The following is a 19,823-nucleotide window of genomic DNA, read 5'->3' as shown; positions in this document are numbered from 1 at the left end:
TCCTTTTGTGACAGCTATGACGGTTCCGTTACAGCCGCGTTCCAGCGGATGTGGCCGACTTGACAATCCAAAGGCAACGATCAATACTTCACTATATGGTGAAGCTTCCAGAATCCGGCCTCGATCGCGTCTTCGCGGCGCTTGTCGATCCAACCCGGCGCGCGATCCTGGCGCGGCTCGAGCGCGAGGACAGCGTTTCCGTGACCGAACTGGCGCGCCCGTTCGCGATCAAGCTGCCGGCGGTGATGAAGCATCTCGACGTGCTCGGCGATGCCGGGCTGATCGCGCGTTCCAAGACCGGGCGCACCGTCGCGGTGCGGCTGGCGCCAGCCCCAATGGAGGAAGCGATGAACTGGCTCCGCAGATATGAGCGCTTCTGGTCGACGAGCCTCGACCGCCTGACCGCCTATGCCGAAGCTGAGGAACGAGCGGCGGTCGCGCGGGAGAATGACGCATGACCAGCCTGACCATCGTGCGCCGCATCGCGGCACGGCCATCGATCGTGTTCGACGCGCTCACGACGCCCGAGGGCATCGCCTGCTGGTGGGGGCCGGACGACGGCCCGGTATTATTGGCGGAAACCGATCTCCGCGTCGGCGGTCGCTTCAAGGTGCGCTTCCGCATGCTCGACGGCAGCGAGCATGAAAGCATGGGCGAGTATCTGGAGGTCGACAGGCCCGTCCGGCTGGCGATGAGCTGGCGATGGACGGGTGGCGGAGAGCCGGAGGAGGCAGGTGAGGAATCGCGCGTCGAGATCGACCTGCGCCCGATCGAGACCGGCACGGAGCTGACATTCACCCATGCCCGCCTGAAGAGCGAAGCCTCGCGGATCAGCCATGAGGAAGGCTGGAATGGCGCGCTCGACAAGCTGGTGCGGCACTTCACGGTCATTTGAGAGGATCCGCCATGCTGTGTTGCGGCGTCCTTGGCCTGTTCACCACCTTCCTGATCGGCGCCAGGCGATGGCTAGGCAACCTGCCGCGATCTCTGCGCACCGCCAGCGGTGGCATGCTGCTCGTCATACCGGTGCTCGCGCTCGCCGGCGCCACCGCCCCGGATCCGAAGGATCATGCGCGAATTCCGGATCGGCCCGTCCATGCGTGGTGCGGCCGGCCATTGGAATGACATCACAGGAGGATCGATGATGATCACGCTCTACGCCTTTCGCTGGGTACCCGATTTCGCGAAGGGGTATGTACGCGACTTGCGCGTCCGCTGGGCGCTGGAAGAGGCCGGCATCCCCTATCGCGAACGACTGATCGGGCTGGAGGAGAAGACGGCGCCGGACTATCTGGCGATCCAGCCCTTCGGTCAGGTGCCGGCGATCGAGGAGAATGGCGCATTGCTGTTCGAATCCGGCGCGATCGTTCTCGGGATCGCGCGGCGTTCCGAAGCCCTGATGCCGATCGATCCTGCGGGACGCGCGCGCGCCGAAGCATGGATGTTCGCCGCGCTCAATTCGGTCGAGCCCGCGATCGCCAATCTCGCCGATATCGACATCTTCGCCGAAGGCGAAGCCTGGGCGGCCGCGCGTCGCCCCGCCGTGGTCGAGATGATCGAGGAAAAGCTGTCGTTGCTCGAGGGATGGCTGGGTGATCGCGATTATCTGGAGGGCCGGTTCAGTGCCGGCGACTTGCTGATGACGACGGTGCTGCGCGACCTTGAACATACCGATCTGGTTGAACGCCGCCCCAGGCTCGCCGCCTATCGCGGCCGCTGCATGGCTCGCCCGGCCTTCGCCAAGGCGCTGGCGGATCAACTGCGATCGTTCGAAGGGAACGAGCCGCCTACCGCCTGAACATCCCGACCGCCTATCAAAGCGCGCAGGCGATCCCCTCGCTGCCGGGCACGCGTTCCCATTGATAGGCGTCGACCGTCTCGCCCCTTGGCAGATAGGCGATCGGGAATAGCTTGCCGTCACGGCGGATACGCAGGTGGAGCATTTCCGCCTGCTCGCCCTGGATGCCGTCCTGCGGCACCGGATCGACGATCTCGTCGCCGTCGCGCAGGCCCGCCTGCGCCGCCGCCGATCCGGGCACCAGCCCTTCGACGATACGTTTGGGCCGGGCGAGCACGTCGGTGGCGAAGCCCAGTTCATAGCGGCGCAGCGCGCGCGTCGTGCGACGGAAGCAGGGGCCGAAGGCGTCGGATGCCGGCACCGGCATGCGCCCGCTCAGGAAGGCGCGAAAATCCTCCACCGCCGCCTGCCCCAGATGCTGGCCAAGCAGCTTCTCCCAATCGGCGTTGGTGGTCGCCTTGCCCGCCTTCTCGATCGCCAGCATGGCGAGCATCAGCGTGTCGAGCGTTGTCTTGCCGCCGCTCGCCTTGCGCAGCGCGTCGTCGACGGTCACGAAATAGAGCATGCCCCGGTCATAGGGGAGCGTGCGTACGCGCGTGTCGGCCCAGAAGCGCAGCGGCACCTGCGTATTGGGCACGGTCGCCATGCTACTGGTATAATAGCGCGCCGCCGTCCAGTTGATGTCGGCCAGATACGCATCCGGGCTCAGCATGCCGAAGCGAAACGGCAGCCGCGCCTGGTAGAAGGTCGCCAGCCCTTCGCCGAACCACGAGGATTCCAGCCCCGCCGGCTGGGCGATGAAGGGTTGGAAGGTGTGGAACATCTCGTGCGCAAGGGTCAGGCGGATCCTGCTCACGTCCGATCCGCGCCCCTTGCCGAAGGTGGTGACGAAGGATCGATGAAGGCCGACGCCACCACCCGCATTGATCGGATTGTGGCGCAGGAAAACACCATAGGGCTGGGTGCCCGTCTGGCCGAAAAAGCGCACATAATGATCGTAAAGCTTGCCCGTCCAGCCGAGCAGCGCGGACGCGTCGAAGCCGGGCGAACCCTGCCACGCGCCGAAAAAGCCCGCCGAAGGGCTTTGCCCCTTCGGCGGCCAGGTGCCGATCCGCCCGCCCATGAAGAAGCTCATGCGCAATTCGCTGCCGTCGAGTGGTTCGGCGGCGGCGACGGTCCCCTCCCCCAGCGAACTGACGCCCCGGCTGCCCTTGGGCGCGCGCGACAGATCCCAGCCGAACGTGGCACGGTAGCGATGGTCGCCCGGCGGCAGCAGCAGGAAGACATGGCCCGCCGCCGAAACCCCGCCGCCATCGGCGGAAAAGGCGAAGGGCGGCGCGGGGCCGCGCGGCGGCAGGGTCGCATGGGCGGGCACGTCGTAGACCACGGTCACCGGCCCGCGCACCGCGCGATCGGCGATCCATTCACGCGACGGGCCGCCGCCCACCGCATCGCGCATCCCGGTTTCAGGCAAGTCGACGTCGCGGGCACTCAGCCGCAACTGCCCTGCCGCATCGCGCGCGGAGAGATGACCGATCACCGTGGCGACGGTGTCGACATTGCTGGCGACCTTGGGCAGGCGCAGCAATACCTCGCCCGGCCCGGCCACGATCCCGTCCAGGCGCAGCGTCACCCGCACGGTCTCGATCCGCGCCGGTGCCTTGCGCGCCGCAAGCGGGGCCAGAGTCAGCGACAATGCGGGTTGCGCCTGCGCCGGTGCGGCGAGGAGCGGCGCGGAGGCCAGGCCCATGATGATCAATGCCAGCCGCATCACGCCCGCCCCGATCCTTCGTCAGATTGAACCTTCCATCATCCCGGCAAAAGCCGGGATGATGGACAAGGACTTTTAGAACGACCGCGCCAGCGTGACGCCGAAGGTGCGCGGCTGGGTGAACAAGGCGGTCGGCACGTTCACGCCGTTCCGATTGTCCGCCGCGGTCACGCCGCGCTTGTCGAACAGGTTGCGGATGAACAGGTTGACGCTCCAGTCCTTGTCGTAAACCAGGCCGCCGCGGATATCGACGCTGGTATATTCGGGCAGCAGGATGCGCGGGCGCGTCGCATTGGCGGCGTTGGTGACGAAGGTGCCGGCGCGATCGCCGACATAGATCACCGTGAAGCCGAGATTGCCTTCCAGCGTCTCGGTCAGCGCGAAGCTCTGCTGCGCCGTGATATTGGCCGTGACCTTCGCCGCGAACGGCAGCCGATCGCCCGCCAGCCCCCTGAGCCCGGTGGCGCCCGCCAGCGTCGGCAGGTCCTGCGTCAGCGTGGCATCGGTGAAGGTCAGGTTGGTGTCGATGCTCATGCCCGCCCAGGGCGTCAGGTTCGCCGCGAATTCCAGGCCGCGGCTGCGCGCCTTGCCGCCGTTGGTCAGGAAGGTGAGCGAACTCACCGAATCCGTGCCCTGGAGCTGGATGTTCTTCCAGTCGATCTGGAACAGCGATGCGTCGATCGTCAGCAGGCCGGGAACGACCTTGCCCTTGAAGCCCAGTTCATAGTTGAGCACGCGATCGGGACCGAACGAGCCGTCCACCGAGGGCGGCGCCGCGATGTTCGGGCCGCCCGGGCGATAGCCGGTGGCGATGCGGGCATAGGCGATGATGTCGCGCGAGAAGTGATAATTGGGCGAGATCAGCCAGGTGAAGGCGCTGTCCTTCGAATCGCCGATCGTCGTGCCCGATCCGAAGACCGGCGCCACCGTCGCCGATGTGTTGAGCGTCGATTCATTGTGCTGCTTGTTGCGCGAATAGCGGCCGCCAACCTGGATATCGAGCTTGTCGGTGGCATGCCAGGTCAGATCGGCGAAGCCCGCATATTCGCGATAGCTGCCCGGGCCTTCACCGATATAGGGCCGCGCGTCGAGGCTGCCCGAGGCGATCAGCGTCTGATCGGTCGCGGCATGCTCGATGGTGTAGAAGCCACCGGCCAGCCAGCTGAAGCTGGTGCCGATATCGCCGCTGAAGCGCAGTTCCTGGGAGAATTTATGCGTGCGGTCGGCATTGGCGATCTGCACCGTCGGCGCGGTCGCCAGGCCATAGAGCGAGCGCAGCAGGCCGCCGAACACGGCGCTGACATCGCTGGTGATGACATTGTCCGCGCGGCTCCACGCGCTGATCGAGGTGACGTTGACGCCGCCCAGGTCGAGTTCGGCGCGCGCGGTGTAGAGCTGGAACTTCGCCTTGTTGATCGAATCGAGCGCATTGAGCGTCAGATCGCCATAGACCGGATCGAAGGTGGTGACGGCGGTCGTGCGCGTCGGCGAAGTGGTGAGCGTGCAGGCCGCGCAGATCGGAACGCCGCCGGAGGTGATGGCGAGATCGCTGTTCATCGCATCCTGCTTCTGGCGAAGCGCCGAAAGCACGATGCGGAGATTGTCCGCCGGCTTGATCAGCGCCGCGCCCCGGAAGCCCCAGACCTCGCGCGTGTTGACGTTCTTCGCCTTCAGCGCCTTGGGATTGATATTGTCGAGCCAAGCCGCGTCGTCGCGCTTGAAGGCGCTGCCGGCGACGGCCAGCCAATCGGTGATCGGCACATTGATCGATCCGCGCAGCGCATAGCCGGTGTCGCCATGCGAGACGGCGGTGCCGCCCAGTTCGATCCGGCCGGAGAATTCGCGCGTATCGGGCTCCTTCAGCACATATTTGATCAGGCCACCCAGGCTCGATGCGCCATAGAGCGTGCCCTGCGGGCCGCGCAGCACTTCAACCCGGCTGACGGCGCTGGCGTCGAAATCGGGGAGCGGCGGCTGGCCGGTGCCGGTGGTGCCGCCGAACTGGACGTCGTCGACCAGCAGCGCGACGGTGGGCGAGGTCGCACCGCCGGTGGTGACGCCGCGCAAGGCGATCGAGGAGACGCGCTGGCCCGAATATTGAAGGCCGGGCACGCGATCGAAGAATTCCGAGAGGCGATTGATATTCTGCGTCGTCAGCGTTTCCGCCGAAATCGCGCTGATCGCGACCGGCACGTCGATCAGACGCTCGGCGCGCTTCTGCGCGGTGACGATGATCTCGCCGGAGTCGACCGCACCCTCCGCCGTCTCGGCGCCCTGCGGATCCTGCGCGATGGCGGGCATCGACACGGTCAGGGCGAGGATCGCCGCGGACATGGAAATAGCAAGTTTCTGGTTCTTCATTTTCTGGCCTCCACTGAATCTGTTCGGGCGTCCGATCCGCGTGGCGGGGATCGTCCATCCGATCTGGCCTCTCTCTCCAGCCCAACGGGAAACCGCGATCATGCCGCCCTCCCCGACGAGCCTCCCTTGTTCGAGGCCAGGCGAATTTTACCGGCGCGCCACCGCCATATTTATTCGAAATCGGGGCTCGCGACCCGCATCGTGCATAAGTTTTCGCGGATCGCGCGCCTGACCGGTCAAGATTTCCCGCGCCTTCACCGGCCCGTCACCGGTTGCGGCGCACGCGCATAGGCACGTAGCCCCTCTTCCAATCCCGCAAGGCCCGCATCGAGCCGATCGTCTTCCTGACAAAAGCCGATGCGGATGCGGCCGGGTGCGCCGAAATATTCGCCGGGCGCCACGATCACGCCCGAGCGTTCGACCAGCCATTCGGAAAAGGCGCGGCTGTCAGCGATGCCGGGCAATGATGGGAAGCAGATACAGCCATCGTCCGGCAGCTCGCCGCCCATCAGCCCTTCGGCCACCATCGCTTCGAACCAGGCCTGAAAGCGCGGACGGCAGCGTGCGACGACGCCCCGCGCATTCCCCTCGAACACGCCGGCATTGTCGAGCACATGCGCCGCCACCGCGTGCGACAGGGTCGAGATGCCGAACTCGATCTGACCGTTCAACCGGCGCAGCGTTTCCACCACGGCCGGTGCGCCGACGATCCAGCCGCAGCGCAGCACGCCCAGCCCATAGATCTTGGTCAGGCTCGACAGGCTGATGACTGCGGGCGACAGCGCGGCGGCGGCGGCCGGGCGTCGCTCCTTCGGGGCATAATCGCCATAGACTTCGTCGACGACGAGCAGAAAGCCGCGCCGTTCAGCCAGTTCGGCCAGCGCCCTCAGAACCGGCTGCGGGGTCGCCATGCCTGACGGATTATGCAGGTCGGAGAGTACCACCAGCCGCGTATTGGGGCGCAGCCGCGCCTCCACCTCGGCAGGATCGATCATGAAACGGTCGCCATGACGGCGAAAGCTGCCGATCGCGGCCCCGGACGCCTGGGCAAGATAGGTGAACAGGTCGAAACCGGGGGTTTCGACGAGCACATGATCGCCGGGGCGGACAAAGGCGCGGTAGATCAGCGACAGGCCGCCGGTGGCACCGGTGGTGCAGAGCAGTTGCTCACGATCGACGCCATAGCGTTCGGCCAGCATCGCGCGCACGAACGGATTGCCGTCACCGAACGCGCTCACATAATAGCGAGAGAAGCGCGGCTCCGCCGTTTCCAGCACCATCTGCCGCAACAGTTCGCGCGGTTCGGGAACCGAGCTTTCGAACAGGCTCACCGCCTGCCCGTCTCGCGCGCGGGCCATGGCGAGCGCGCCGCGCACCCATTGCGCATAGCTCTCGCCCTCGGGCATCGCCGGCATCATGTGATCATCCTTGAACATGGGGTTTTCTACCGCGCGCGACGGGCACTAATTATTCGATCTCGCGCGCACCGGCGCCGATTGCGCATAATTTGCGCAGCTATTCGCCCAAAGCGCGCTTGGCGTGATCGGCGGAGTCCCGCCGACCCTTGGCGAACCAATAGATCAGCCCGACCACCAGCCAGCAGCCGACCAGCAGATAGGGACGCGGATCCGCCTCCACCCCGAACACGCCGACGAGCAAGGCACAGACGACGCCGGCATAGCCGACCGCCACGACAGTGCCACGCGACAGACGCAGCGCCGAACGGGCATGTATATCGGGGTGGTGGCCCGCCACCACCGTCGCCGAATAGGAACAGGCCATATATTTGAGCATCGTCGGCACATTCACCGCCAGCAGCAGGAAAATCAGGCTGGGCGGCATCAACAGGCCGGACATCGCACAGACATAGCCGAACAGGATCGCCCGGTGCGGCGTGCCGAAGCGCGGATGGATCGCACCGATCGCCTGCGGCAGAGCGCCGTTGCGGCCCATCGCGAACAGGCTGCGCGAGAAAGTGAGCGCGGCGGCGTTCATCGATTTGATGATCGAGAAACAGGCGGCGCCGACGATCAGCGGCACCGCGAGATCGCCCAGCGGCACCCTGGCGGCATCAAGCAGCGGCGCCGTGCTTTTCGCCAGCGCCTCCGGTCCGACCAGGCCGAGCGCGGTGACCGCGACCAGGCCATAGACCAGAGCGGTCAGCCCGATCGCCAGCGCAATGCCGAGCGGCACGTTGCGCTCTGCATCGCGCACTTCCTCTCCGATCTCGACCGCGGATTCGATGCCCAGGAACAGGCTGATCATCAGCGGCACGACCGCGAGGATGGCGAGCGGCGGGGTATCGAGCGGATTGCCGACCAGCGCACCGTCGAAATGCGGCAGGCCGGTCGCGACGAAGATTGCCAGGATGATCAGCAGCAGCGCCATCAACTGCGTCTGGACGCGCGCCGCCATCGACACGCCGACATAGTTGAGCGCGAAGACCGCGGTGATGGTGATCGCCATGCCGAGCTTGAGCGGCACCGGCACGACCATGCCCAGATAGCTGATCATCACCTGCGAGAGGATGGTGAGCGCGCCGACATTGGAGACGATGCGCAGCCAGGCGATGATGAAGCCGACGCCGGGATGGATGAACCGTTTCGGCCATTCATAGGACGCCCCGGAAATCGGCAGCGCCGATCCGAGATAGGCATAGGCGACCGCGAAGACGAGCATCGGCAGCGCCGCCACGCCGATCGCGGCGAGCAGCCCCGATCCCGCCACCTGTGCGGTGGGCTGGAGGATCGAGAAGATCGAAACGCCGATCGCGGTGCCCGCGCCGAAGGTGACGACGCCGACCAGCCCGACGCTCTTGCGCAGCGTTCCCCCTTGAGCCGGCGCCATCATTCGCGGCCGCTCACAAAGGCGCGCAGGTCGCGGATCAAGGCAGTGCGCGCGCCCGCGCCGACATAGGGCATATGACCCGAGGGATAGGCGTGGAAGCGCGTCGCCGATAGCGGCACCCCGACATGGGTCAGCGTATACTCGGCGCTGCCGATCGGGGTAACGAGATCGTAATAGCCGGTGCCGACCATCAGCCGCATCGCCGGATTGCGGCTCATCGCCGCTGCCAGATCGGTGCCGTAATTGCGGCCCACCGGCACGCCGGGGCCGAAGCCGTAATCCCAACGCCCGTTGACCTCGCGAAAGGCGATCGGCTCGTAGGGCAGGTCGAGCGTCACTTTCAGCGTCCTTGCCGCATAATCGTTCCAGGCGGCGACGAAGCCCGGCACATATTGGCCCATCGCCGGATCGTCGGCGACGGGATCGCTGCCCGCGCCCTTCGACGGCAGTACGAAGCGCGCATCGTACATGCCGACGCGCTGGCCCCGATCGGCGAGCAGCAGCTTCGCGAACGCGGCGCCGGACATGCGGAGATCGGCGGCGAGGATATCCTTCTGATCGATGCCGATCAGCGCCGACAGTTCGCCTGCGACCGCCGTCTTGCGATCAGCGGGCAGCCGCGAACCGGCATGGAGCGCGGCGAGATAGCCGCTGTCGATGAAGCGGCGCGCGGCATCCGCCTGCCCTTCCGCCGTGCAGCCGGCGGCGACCTTGCCGAAATGGCAGGCGGTGGCGGCCAGCGATGGCAGGATGGCCAGATAGGCGCGGTCGTCGCCCTCGGCGCCGCGCGCCATGTCGAGCGCCTGGCCGAGCAGCACCACGCCGTTGAGCGTCAGCCCGTCCATCGCGCCCGTCTGGGTCGGCCCGCCTGCCATCAGCCGCGCCATCACCGCCGCGCGGATCGTGCCATAGCTTTCGGAGACGAGATATTTGGGCGAATTGGCACGGCCATGGCGGCGCAGCCATTGCCGCACCACCTCCACCATCGCCCTCGCATCCTGTTCAACGCCGTAAAATTGCTCGGTCTTGGCGCCGGGCAGCACGCGGCTATAGCCGGTGCCCGGCGGATCGATCAGCACGATATCGGCCATATCGAGCGGGCTGTCCGGATTGGCGACGGTGGCGAAGGGCGGAACGGTGCGCGGGTTCGCGGGATCGTCAAAATCGACGCGGCGCGGCGCCATCAGCCCCAGATGCAGCCAGATCGACGCCGAACCCGGCCCGCCGTTGAAAGCGAAGATCACCGGGCGAGCGGTCGCGTCCTTCACGTCGCTGCGGATATAGCTGGTGGCGAAGATGCTCGCGCCAGGCAGCAGGAATTCCTCGACGGCCGCGGCGTAGCGCAGCCGCGTTCCGCCGATCTCGGCCTGCCCCTCCGATCGGTAGATCCGCGGTTCCGCGAGCGGCTGTGGCGGAGGCGGAGGCGTCTGGGCCTGTCCAGCCGTCGCCGACAGCATCAGCGCCAGCGCGGCGATCGTGCGATCAATACGCATCGGCATGCTCACCATGATCGGCCCCTTCCTTCTTTGCCAACTTTGCCGCCGGCCGGATCGCGGGCGCGGTGGTGAAGGGCTGGATGCCCAGCGCGGCGTGGATCTCCGACGGAAAATAGACCACGCCGCCCTTCATCACCATGCGCGGACGACGGATCGCGGTGATGTCGCGCGTCGGATCGCCGGGCACCAGCACGAAATCGGCGAGCTTGCCGCGCACGATGCTGCCCAGCCGGTCCGCCCGCCCCAGAAACTCCTCCGCACCCAGCGTGCCGGCACGCAACGCCTCGGCCGGGGTGAGCCCCGCCTTCACATAGAGCTCGATCTCGCGCTGCACCGAAAAACCCGTCGCGTCGTCGGTGCCGGGCAGCAGACGGATGCCCTGTCCGTGCAGCATCCCGATCGTCTCCAGCATCTTGGCGACGCCCGCCTGATAGGCGGCATCCTCCGCCTTGTTGGCGATCGTCACGAAGGAGCGCTTGCGATAGCGCTGGAAGCCGATCGGCATGTGCGGCAGGAAATCCTCCTGCCCCGGCGGCACCTGTCCCGCGCGGCTGAGCATCAACTGTTCCAGGATCACGGCGGTGGTGTCGAGCGCGGTGCCATGCGTCTTCATCAGCCCGACGGTGCGCTGGACGGCCTCCGCATTCAGATCGAGCGAACCAGCACGCGCCATCGCGGTCAGGCGCAGCGGCGTGCGGCTGTCCTCCCCCGGCTTCAGGATCCAGCCGAGCATGAGCTGGTTGATATGCGCGATCGAGTCATAGCCATCGGCGATCACCCGGTCGGGCGTGGTGAAGGCAGGCACATGGCCCGTCACCTTCAGCCCCAGCCGATGCGCTTCCGTCGCGATCGGCTTTATCCAGTCGGGGTTCATCGAATTGTAGATCTTGATCTCGGCATAGCCGCGATCGGCGTACCAGCGCACATTACCCAGCGCCTCTTCCACGGTCGCCGGGATGAAGCCGAAGCGCGCCGAATAGGGGCTGCGCCCCTCGATAAAGCCATTGGCCACGATGCGCGGCCAGGCAACCTCACCCGCATCGATCTTGGTCAGCAGATCCTGAAGGAAGCCATTGTCGTTGCCCATGTCGCGCGTCGCGGTGACGCCGGCGGCGAGATACATCAGCCTGGCGGGCAATGTGGCGTGCGAATGCATGTCGTGCAGGCCGGGATAGAGCGTGCCACCCTCGCCATCGATCACCACTTCGTCGGCCGGCACGGGTCGCTCGTCCTCCACCGTCACCTGCGCGATCGTGTCGCGCATGACGACGACGCTCGACAGCGGCGACAGCGCGCCCGTGTCCGGATCGAAGACGCGGACGTTGCGCACGCGCACCGGCGCGTCGAAACGGTGGGCCAACTTCCGCTGGAGCTGCAGGGCGCGCTCGGTCTCCAGTTCCGAACCGAGCTTGCCGAGCAGCGGCACCGCCGCTTCATAGCCGGCGCGGATCGTCGTGCCTTCGGCAGAAGGGCCGAACAGCGCGAACAGTTTCTGTTCGCCGTCGAGCAGCAGATAGCTGGGATTGAGCTGGACCCCGGTGAGCCGCCACGCGGTCACCTGCGTCGCGGCCGCGCCCTCGCCCAAGGTCAGCGTGCGCAGCTTCTCCATGTTGATCCGGCCCGAGGGCAGCACCGCGATACTGTGATCCGGTGCCGCGAGCGCCGCGCGCGCATAGACCCAGATCGCATAGGGACTGTCGTCATTGACCACATAGAGCGGCGGTCGATCCGCCTTGACGGCGCCGCTGTCGGCCTGGCTGGTCCAGCGCGCGCGGCCGCCCGACCAAGCGAAGCGTTCGTCGACCGTGCCGCCCATCAGCGACGTGCCCTTGATCGTCCAGGCGGTGGGGATGCCCTGCGCGTCGAAGGTCAGTTCTTCGCGATGCTTGGGGCCGCGCCCGTTATTGTCGACGCGATAGTCGACGGTGGCGCGGTCGCCCTCGCTTTCGACGACGAGCGAGCCGACGCTCTCGCCGTTGGACAGGATCGACAGCCGCTCGGTCGCGGCAAAGGCCATGGGCGACGCGGCGACGAGCAAAGTCGCGGCAAGCGCGGCGGAAAGAACGCTCCTCATGGCCGGCGCACCAGCGTGCGGATATCGTCGCCGATCGCCTTCGCGGTCGCCGCCACCGAATAGCCGGTATGCCCGCCGTCATAATAGCGCAGCGTCACCCGCGCCGGATCCCAGCCCGATTGCGTCGCCAGCAGTTCGGCGGCCCCCATCGTCGTCTGGGTATCGTAGATACCGTTGCCGATCAGCAGGCGGAAATCGGGGTTGCGCGCCATCATCGCGCTGATCCCCTGATAATAGGGCCAGTCCGCAAAGGGGCTCGTGCCGTCGCCCCAGCCCCAATCCTCCAGGCTGGTGATGCCGACAGCAGGCACATAGGGATCGCTCCACGTCACCTTCAGATCGTCGCGCAGATAGATAGGCAGGAATTTCTGGACGCCCTGCATCAGCACGTCCGACGGATCGGGGCCATTGCCCTTGTCTGTGATGGGCGCGGTGTAGCGCGCATCGGCGCGGCCGAGCAGCAGGCCGCGATCCTTGAGCAATTCGGCGCGATAGCGTTCCTTGGTGATCTTCAGCCCATTGGCCAGATACCAGTCGGCGGGGATGCCGCTGAACTCCGCCAGCCGCGCGGCGACGCGCCTTTTGTCAGCGTCCGACGCGGCGCTGCCCTGGTAGAGCACCGTCAGATACTCGCCCTTCGCGAAGGCGCGCGCATCGGCCAGGAAGGCATCGAGCCCCCGCCCCTTGCGATCGGCGCGCTCGTGATACCAGCCGATCGCCGCGACCGTCGGCAGCGAGGCGACATAGCTGGTGATGTTGGCGGGGCGCTGCGAATATTCGATGATATTGGCGGCCTGGCCATAGAGGAAGATGCCCGCCAGCGGCAGCGGATCGGGGCCGGCGGCAAGCTGGCCGGCGATCTCCGCCGCGCGATTGGTGCCATAGCTTTCGCCGGTCAGATAGACGGGCGATCCTTCGCGGCCATGCTGCTTCAGCCAGGCGCGGATATAGGCCGCGAACTGGCGCGCATCGGCCTTGACCGAGAAATAGGCTTTGGGATCGGTGCCCGGTGCGACCCGGCTGAAACCGGTCGAGGCTGGATCGACGAACACCATGTCGACCGCGTCGAGCGGTGAGAATTCGTTGGCGACCAGACGGAAGGTCGACGGATCGGCGCGGATATCGTCGGGATAGGCGACCCGCTTCGGCCCGATGCCGCCGATATGCAGATATTGCGCGGCAACGATCGGCCCGCCGTTGAACAGGAACATCACCGGCCGCTTCGCGGGATCGACGCCGTCGCGGGTATAGGCGAAACCGACGATCCGCGCGGCTTCGTTCTGGCCGGTCGAGATCGCGATCCCCTCGACCGTCGCCGTATAGGCGACCGCCTGCCCGCCGAAGCGCCCCTGATGGCGCGTGACGACGGCAGGATGATCGACCTGATCGGTGACGGGTCCGGCGCCGGGCTGCTGTGCGGTGGCCGGCGCCGCCAGGGAAAGCGCGAGCGCGGTGCCGAACGCCAGGGCAAGCTGTGATCCGATGATTTTCATCTGCGATTGGTCCTCCGATCCCGCCACCTTATGGGCCCGCCCGCGAAATACTTATGCGAAGATGGTGTGAACCCGGCCGAAGCGCGCATAGAATTTCCCCGGCGCCCTTGCCGGATCGACCGATAATGCTGGCCGGAACCCGGCTCGCGCCGAAGCACCATCGCAGCCGGGCCGTCGATCGGAAAATAGGTTTCACGCGCATTGCCGGGATTACCGGCAAATTTATGTTGCGCATACGCCGCCCCCGGCGTCACATGGCGCGGAAAGGACGAGCATCCCATGACCGAAGCGCTGACCCCGATCGACCTGAAGATCCTGGAACAGGTGCAGAAGGATGCGGCGCTATCGACCACCGAACTGGCCGAGCGCGTCGGCCTGTCGCAATCGCCCTGCTGGCGACGGCTGCAGCGGCTGCGCGACGAAGGCTATATCACCGGCCAGGTCGCGGTGCTCGATCGCAAGAAATTCGGCGACAGCCTCTATATCTTCGCCACGCTCAAGATGGTGACGCTGAGCGAGGAACAGCGCGCGGTGTTCAACCGCAAGATCGACACCATCCCCGAGATCATGGAGTGCCACACCATCTTTGGCGAGCGCGACATCATGCTCAAGATCATCGCGGAATCGCTTGAATGGTATCAGAAGTTCATCTTCCGCGTGATCCTGAAGCTGCCGGGCGTGCAGGACGTCCAGTCGACGGTGACGCTGGCGGAGATCAAGCAGACCACGGCGATCCCGGTACGCAAAAGCCGCTATTGATCAGCGCTTACCCCCGGAATCAACCGGTGCTGTCGGACCACGCGGCATATTCGGCGACCAGCCCCTCATAAGCCTCCATCGGGGGGAAGCTCTCATAGCTGTGCGCGGCGCCGGTTTCCGCCCATGGCAGCTTCTCGCTCGTGAAAGTCTCGATGAACGGGCGTGACCAGCTCGTGTCGTTCAACATCGTCGGGCGGATATTGACGAACCAATCCATGCCCTCCGGCCGCGTGAACAGCCAACTCATGCAATGAGCACAGAAATGATGCTGGCTCGCGCCGTGGAGGCCACCGATCACCGTTTCGCCCCTTGTAATCGAGAAGCCCTCGCTGGGGATCGCGGCGGACAGCGAATAAGCACTCGAACTCATCCGCTGGCAGCCCGTGCAGTGACAGGCCATGGTCAAGAGCGGCAGCGCGCTGATCGAAAAACCCACCGCGCCGCAACGGCACTCACCCTCGATCGGCAATGTCGGCCCGGTCATCGCACTCTCCTTGAACCCGATGCCGGGAATCACCCCGCACCACGTGCACCGGTTAGCGCATCAGGCCGGTTCAGACGAGAGACGAACCCGATCCGCATCAGCGCGGATCGGGTTCGATATCGCGGGTTCAGCGGCAGCGGATATCGCTGTTCTGTTCGACCGAACGGCCGAGCAGCGCGCCGAGCGCGCCACCGATCAGCGTGCCACCCGTGCGGCGGCGGCCACCATCGATGACATTGCCAAGCAAGCCGCCGGCGGCGGCGCCCACGATCAGACCGGTCGTGCCATCGCTGCGCTTGCAATAATAGCGCCCGTCCGAACCGCGATAGACTTCGTCGTTCGAACTCAGCCGCCGTTCGGTATAACGCGGATCGTCGCGATAATAGCGCGAAGCATCGTAATCGGTCGCGTAGCGATCATCGCCATAGCCGGAGCGGCTCCGATAGCCGCTGCGATCACGGTCGCGGGCCTCGTAATAATATTCGCGTTCGCGTTGATAGCGGTCCGATTCCGCCTGATAGCGCGCCTGGGCCGCATCCCACCGCTCCTGATCGGCACGGGTTTGTGCGAGCGCGGGCGCCGCGCTGGCGGCGGCCAGCGTTGCGGCGATGATGATAAGCCTGGTCTTCACGGTCTGTCTCCAATCCTGCGCCGATAGCGCTCCGAAGGCCCGCAAGGTTCCACGCCGACGGCTGAACCGATGTTGAACCGCGACCGATACGAAAAAGCCCGCCCCTGCCTTGGCAGGGGCGGGCATCGTGCGGGCGATGCTGGGGTCATCGCGCCGTACGAGAAGATCAGGCAGCGATCGGCAGCATTTCCGCATCCACCGCCTCGGCGCGGGCGCGGGGGGCGGGCAGCATGGCCGGCGTCGTGATATCGCCCTGCGCATCCACCTCCGCATCGGCCTGCGCCGAACGCGGCGCCGGGAAGATCAGGCGCGACAGCAGCACCACCGCACCGGCGGCGGCATATCCGCCCATCGCCGCTACCGGGCTCCAGATGACCGCCGCCGCCAGAGCCACGCGCAGATAGTTCGGATTGAAACCGAAATCCTGGCCCAGCGCCTCGCAAATGCCGAAAAGCGTATCGCTGCGGGCGAAAAGGGACTGCTGCGCTTCCATCGACTGAACTCCATTGCCGGGGCGGACGAACATCCCGCCGCTCTTGCAATCCCCTTCAGCACGGACCGTGCCAATTTCGCGGAAGTCAGGTTTTTCGCCGTTTTCGGCCAGGAAAAGTGCCTTATGGCCAAGACTGCAGCCAAGATTTTTTGCCAAATATCGGCAATTATCACCAACAATGAGGATTCAGGCGACAGCCCGGCGCAGAAACGCCTCACATGCGTCGAGCACTGGCCGGACAAGCCCGGCATCGGTCGCGCGGAGATCGTCGTCCGCGCAATGATGGAGAAGATGCCCGCCGAAAATCCCGGCGACCCCCGGATAGCCGGCGGACATGATCCTGCCCGTCTCGCCGGCGGCCCTGCCGTCACCCGGATAAGGGCATTCGAGCCCGCTCAACCCGGCAAAATATGGCCGCGCCATCTCAACATGGGCGGGAGACGCGACCAAGAAACGATGGGAATCCGCGCTGGGCAAGGGCATCAGCCATGCCTCCGAACGGTGCCAGTCGCGCGCCGCGCAATTCGCACCCAGATGTAGCCAGAATGCGGTTCGTTCGATCGGAGGCGTACCTTCCGCGAGATAGGCAGACATGCCGGCATAACCGCGCTCATGCCCGCTCGCGCACAGGAAGACGAGATTGGCGCCGGGATCATCGCGGACGAATGCTTCAGCGAGCATGCGCCAGATCGCGATGCCTGGGCCGCGCTCCCCCACGCAATCGAACCAGCCCGATCGCGGCGTTGAGACGACCAGATCCCGTGCATACCCCCGATCGAGCCGCGCGACCAGATTATAGGCTGGGCGACGCCCACCGCGCGCCTGCACGGTCAGGATCGCCTCCTCTCCCGCCAAGGCGGAGATTGCCGCCGCATCGCGCGCACCCATGATCGCCATCGGCAGCGGCGCGACATCTCCATCGCCGACGTTGAGCGCAAGTGCCTGCCCCGTTGGCCCGGTGGTGACCAGAATGATCGCCGCCGGGCGATGGTCGAGCAGCGCATCGATCTGCTCGACAATGCGCTGATCCGCGCTGTCGGACCAGCGCTCGAAAGGCAGATGGAGAAGGATGATACGGCCTTTGGCATCCCGCACCGGCATACCGGGCCAGTATGGCAGCAGAACGCCTGCCACGGTTCCAGACCAGTCACGATGCGGCAGAAGCCGCACCTGACACCCTGCGGCGGACAGCGACGCCCGATCCGCCTCGAACCATGAAATATCGAAATATCGCCGTTCGGTCGCGAAGCCGATCGCCGTCATCTCGGCCTCAAGCCAGGCCCCGCACGCGTCGTCGCCCGCACCGCCCGATGCCTTGCCACCGAAACCGGCATAACGTTCGATAAGGCGGGAAAGAGGATCCGTCATTCAGGCAATTCATCCACTTGCATCGCGTCTTCTTCACAAGCATTATTGTCAATAATCGACATTCGCAATATGATTGCGATGATTATCCGGCGGAGGAACAGAAGCGATCATGACCATGGCTGCGCCATCGTCCGCCGAAGCATCGACGCGTGGGCGCACCGCCTATTTCCTGCTGGTCATGCTGCTCGTCTCGACGCTCAACATGGCGGACCGGCAAATCATCGGTGTCATCGCCGAGCCGATCAAGCGCGAGTTCGGCCTGTCCGATACGATGATCGGCCTGCTCGGCGGCACCGCCTTCGCGCTTGTCTATCCCCCGCTCGGCCTGCCGATCGCGCGGCTGGCGGACCGGTTCAACCGGCGCAACATCCTGGCGATCTGCCTGGCGATCTGGAGCGCGATGGCCAGCCTTTGCGGACTGGCGACAGGTTTCTGGACCTTGTTGCTGGCACGTGCCGGCGTGGCTGCGGGTGAGGCCGGCTATGCACCCTGCACCCATTCGCTGATCGCCGACAGCGTGCCCGCCCGCAATCGCGGCACGGCATTCGCGGTGCTGGTGACGGGCATTTCGCTGGGCGCGTTCGTCGCCTCCGCACTGGGCGGCTATGTCGCACAGCATCATGGCTGGCGCTGGGCCTTCGCGGCGATCGGCCTGCCCGGCATCGTCGTAGCATTGCTCGTCCGGCTGACGATCAAGGAGCCGCCGCGCACCGCGCCGCCACGCGCCGAAAAGGCCTGGAGCGTCTATCGCGGACTGCTCGGCAATCGCGCCTTCACCTGGTGCATCTCCGGCTCCGCGCTCCATCTGGTCGTCACCTATGGTCTGGGTGCGTGGGCGATCCCCTGGTTCGTGCGCGGCCATGGCCTGTCGATCGCACAGGCCGGGCTGCTGCTCGGCATGATCGGGCTCGTCGCCGGCGCACTGGGCAGCCTGGCGGGCGGCGCGATCGGCGACCGGCTGGCGCGACGCGACCGGCGCTGGCTGGGATGGTGGCCCGCGATCACCGTACTGATCGCCGCCGCTATCGGCACCCCCGCCTATCTGACCGGCGATTACGAACTGGCGCTGGCCGGCACCGCGCTCGCGACCTTCCTCAACTTCCTCTACCAGCCCTCAACCTATGCGCTCGTCCAGGGCGTCGCGCATCCCGGCGAACGTGCCAGCGCCGCCGCGCTGATGATCTTCGTGCAGAATCTGGTGGGCCTCGGCCTCGGCCCCCTGCTGATCGGCATGATCAGCGACGGACTGGCGCCCGACCTCGGCACGCGCGCGCTGGGCGTCGCCATCGCCGGCATCTTCATCTTCAACATATTGGCGGGCTTCGCCTATTGGCGCGCGGCAAGCGCGCTCGGCGCCGATCCCGCGCGAGCTGAGCAATGACCGAGAGACGCGTCCATATCGCCGATGTTTCACCGACCGGCGGCACCTATCGCCATATCGGCGTGCGCAAGCTGACCCCGGCGATCGGCGCCGAGATCGGGGGCGTCGACCTGTCGGCGGAGATCGCACCCGCCGTCTTCGCCGAGATCGAACGCGCCTTCGCCGAGAATCTGGTGATCTTCTTTCGCGATCAACGACTGACCCCGGCAGCGCATATCGCGTTCGGCAGGCGTTTCGGCGAACTGCATATCCACCCCGCCGCTCCGAGCGAGGCGGGCCATCCCGAACTGATGATCATCGCTGCCGACGAGAACAGCGCGCGCGCCAATGGCGAGGGCTGGCATTCCGACGTGTCATGCGACGCCGAGCCGCCGCTCGGCAGCATCCTCCATATCCGCACTTGCCCGGAGATCGGCGGAGACACGCTGTTCGCCAACATGTACGCGGCCTATGAGACGCTGTCGGATGGCATGAAAGCGCGGCTGGACAGGCTGCGCGCGGTGCATGACGGCGAACATGTCTATCGTGGCCTCTATGCCGATCTGGGCGTCGCAGACCGGCCAAGCTATCCGCGCGCGATCCATCCGGTGGTGCGCACCCATCCCGTCACCGGACGCAAGGCGCTGTTCGTCAATGCCGGCTTCACCACGCATATCCTGGACATGCCGGCGGACGAGAGCGATGCGCTGCTGCGCTATCTGTTCCAGCATCTCGCGCATCCGCTGTTCCAGTGCCGCTTCCACTGGACGCCGGGCAGCGTGGCGCTGTGGGACAATCGCTGCGCGCAGCATCATGCGATCTGGGATTACTGGCCCGCGCGCCGCTACGGCAATCGCGTGACCATAAAAGGGGGCAGGCCCTTTTGAG

At 66.0% G+C, this 19,823-nt stretch carries 18 protein-coding genes; 7 read left to right on the top strand and 11 right to left on the bottom strand.

Features of this window, described 5'->3' with window-relative positions; genetic code table 11:
- The first annotated feature begins 95 nt into the window (after positions 1–95).
- From ACODTA_RS10445 to ACODTA_RS10430, 4 genes are read left to right on the top strand one after another with little or no spacing between them, the layout of a single operon-like run.
- On the top strand, positions 96–458 hold the full coding sequence (locus ACODTA_RS10445; protein WP_489065845.1) for an ArsR/SmtB family transcription factor: 363 nt from the start codon (positions 96–98) through the stop codon (positions 456–458).
- A complete protein-coding gene (locus tag ACODTA_RS10440; RefSeq protein ID WP_489065844.1) occupies positions 455–895 on the top strand; it encodes an SRPBCC family protein in 441 nt (146 codons plus the stop codon). The genes ACODTA_RS10445 and ACODTA_RS10440 overlap by 4 nt, the downstream gene beginning before the upstream one ends.
- On the top strand, positions 892–1,125 hold the full coding sequence (locus ACODTA_RS10435) for a hypothetical protein (RefSeq protein ID WP_489065843.1): 234 nt from the start codon (positions 892–894) through the stop codon (positions 1,123–1,125). Before ACODTA_RS10440 ends, ACODTA_RS10435 begins: the two co-directional genes overlap by 4 nt.
- Before the next feature lie 19 nt (positions 1,126–1,144).
- On the top strand, positions 1,145–1,798 hold the full coding sequence (locus tag ACODTA_RS10430; protein ID WP_489065842.1) for a glutathione S-transferase family protein: 654 nt from the start codon (positions 1,145–1,147) through the stop codon (positions 1,796–1,798).
- Between the two features lie 16 nt (positions 1,799–1,814).
- Here the strand turns inward: ACODTA_RS10430 and ACODTA_RS10425 are convergent, their stop codons facing one another.
- The 7 genes from ACODTA_RS10425 to ACODTA_RS10395 all read right to left on the bottom strand — a co-directional run bounded on the left by ACODTA_RS10425 (position 1,815) and on the right by ACODTA_RS10395 (position 13,840).
- Positions 1,815–3,569 (bottom strand): M61 metallopeptidase family protein, encoded by a 1,755-nt coding sequence (locus ACODTA_RS10425; RefSeq protein WP_489065841.1) that lies wholly within the window; start codon positions 3,567–3,569, stop codon positions 1,815–1,817.
- A 75-nt stretch (positions 3,570–3,644) separates the two neighbouring features.
- Positions 3,645–5,903 (bottom strand): TonB-dependent receptor, encoded by a 2,259-nt coding sequence (locus ACODTA_RS10420; RefSeq protein ID WP_489065840.1) that lies wholly within the window; start codon positions 5,901–5,903, stop codon positions 3,645–3,647.
- Positions 5,904–6,184: 281 nt separating this feature from the next.
- The gene (locus ACODTA_RS10415; RefSeq protein ID WP_489065839.1) at positions 6,185–7,348 is read right to left on the bottom strand and encodes a pyridoxal phosphate-dependent aminotransferase; all 1,164 of its coding nucleotides are present in this window, start codon (positions 7,346–7,348) and stop codon (positions 6,185–6,187) included.
- 97 nt (positions 7,349–7,445) lie between these two features.
- Positions 7,446–8,780: an APC family permease gene (locus ACODTA_RS10410; RefSeq protein WP_489065838.1), complete on the bottom strand. Its 1,335-nt coding sequence runs from the start codon at positions 8,778–8,780 to the stop codon at positions 7,446–7,448.
- A complete protein-coding gene (locus tag ACODTA_RS10405) occupies positions 8,777–10,270 on the bottom strand; it encodes a S10 family peptidase (protein WP_489065837.1) in 1,494 nt (497 codons plus the stop codon). The genes ACODTA_RS10410 and ACODTA_RS10405 overlap by 4 nt, the downstream gene beginning before the upstream one ends.
- On the bottom strand, positions 10,260–12,347 hold the full coding sequence (locus tag ACODTA_RS10400) for an amidohydrolase family protein (RefSeq protein WP_489065836.1): 2,088 nt from the start codon (positions 12,345–12,347) through the stop codon (positions 10,260–10,262). Before ACODTA_RS10400 ends, ACODTA_RS10405 begins: the two co-directional genes overlap by 11 nt.
- The gene (locus tag ACODTA_RS10395) at positions 12,344–13,840 is read right to left on the bottom strand and encodes a S10 family peptidase (protein WP_489065835.1); all 1,497 of its coding nucleotides are present in this window, start codon (positions 13,838–13,840) and stop codon (positions 12,344–12,346) included. The genes ACODTA_RS10400 and ACODTA_RS10395 overlap by 4 nt, the downstream gene beginning before the upstream one ends.
- A gap of 279 nt (positions 13,841–14,119) precedes the next feature.
- On the opposite strand from ACODTA_RS10395, the gene ACODTA_RS10390 reads away from it, so the two are divergent.
- Positions 14,120–14,599: an Lrp/AsnC family transcriptional regulator gene (locus tag ACODTA_RS10390; RefSeq protein WP_489065834.1), complete on the top strand. Its 480-nt coding sequence runs from the start codon at positions 14,120–14,122 to the stop codon at positions 14,597–14,599.
- 19 nt (positions 14,600–14,618) lie between these two features.
- On the opposite strand, the gene ACODTA_RS10385 is transcribed toward ACODTA_RS10390, so the two are convergent.
- From ACODTA_RS10385 to ACODTA_RS10370, 4 genes are all read right to left on the bottom strand, one after another.
- Positions 14,619–15,083 (bottom strand): GFA family protein, encoded by a 465-nt coding sequence (locus ACODTA_RS10385; protein WP_489065833.1) that lies wholly within the window; start codon positions 15,081–15,083, stop codon positions 14,619–14,621.
- A 127-nt stretch (positions 15,084–15,210) separates the two neighbouring features.
- The gene (locus ACODTA_RS10380; RefSeq protein ID WP_489065832.1) at positions 15,211–15,714 is read right to left on the bottom strand and encodes a glycine zipper 2TM domain-containing protein; all 504 of its coding nucleotides are present in this window, start codon (positions 15,712–15,714) and stop codon (positions 15,211–15,213) included.
- 166 nt (positions 15,715–15,880) lie between these two features.
- Complete coding sequence (locus ACODTA_RS10375) at positions 15,881–16,240, bottom strand: PspC domain-containing protein (RefSeq protein ID WP_489065831.1); 360 nt, start codon at positions 16,238–16,240, stop codon at positions 15,881–15,883.
- Positions 16,241–16,393: 153 nt separating this feature from the next.
- The gene (locus ACODTA_RS10370; protein ID WP_489065830.1) at positions 16,394–17,575 is read right to left on the bottom strand and encodes a hypothetical protein; all 1,182 of its coding nucleotides are present in this window, start codon (positions 17,573–17,575) and stop codon (positions 16,394–16,396) included.
- 109 nt (positions 17,576–17,684) lie between these two features.
- On the opposite strand from ACODTA_RS10370, the gene ACODTA_RS10365 reads away from it, so the two are divergent.
- Positions 17,685–18,956, top strand: coding sequence for a spinster family MFS transporter (locus ACODTA_RS10365; RefSeq protein WP_489065829.1), 1,272 nt, complete (start codon positions 17,685–17,687; stop codon positions 18,954–18,956).
- Positions 18,953–19,822, top strand: coding sequence for a TauD/TfdA dioxygenase family protein (locus ACODTA_RS10360; protein WP_489065828.1), 870 nt, complete (start codon positions 18,953–18,955; stop codon positions 19,820–19,822). Before ACODTA_RS10365 ends, ACODTA_RS10360 begins: the two co-directional genes overlap by 4 nt.
- Position 19,823: the final 1 nt, after the last annotated feature.

Source organism: Sphingomonas sp. FG14 (genome assembly GCF_057809675.1).
The sequence above is the reverse complement of the archived record's forward strand: the minus strand, read 5'-3'. Positions and strand labels throughout refer to the sequence as shown.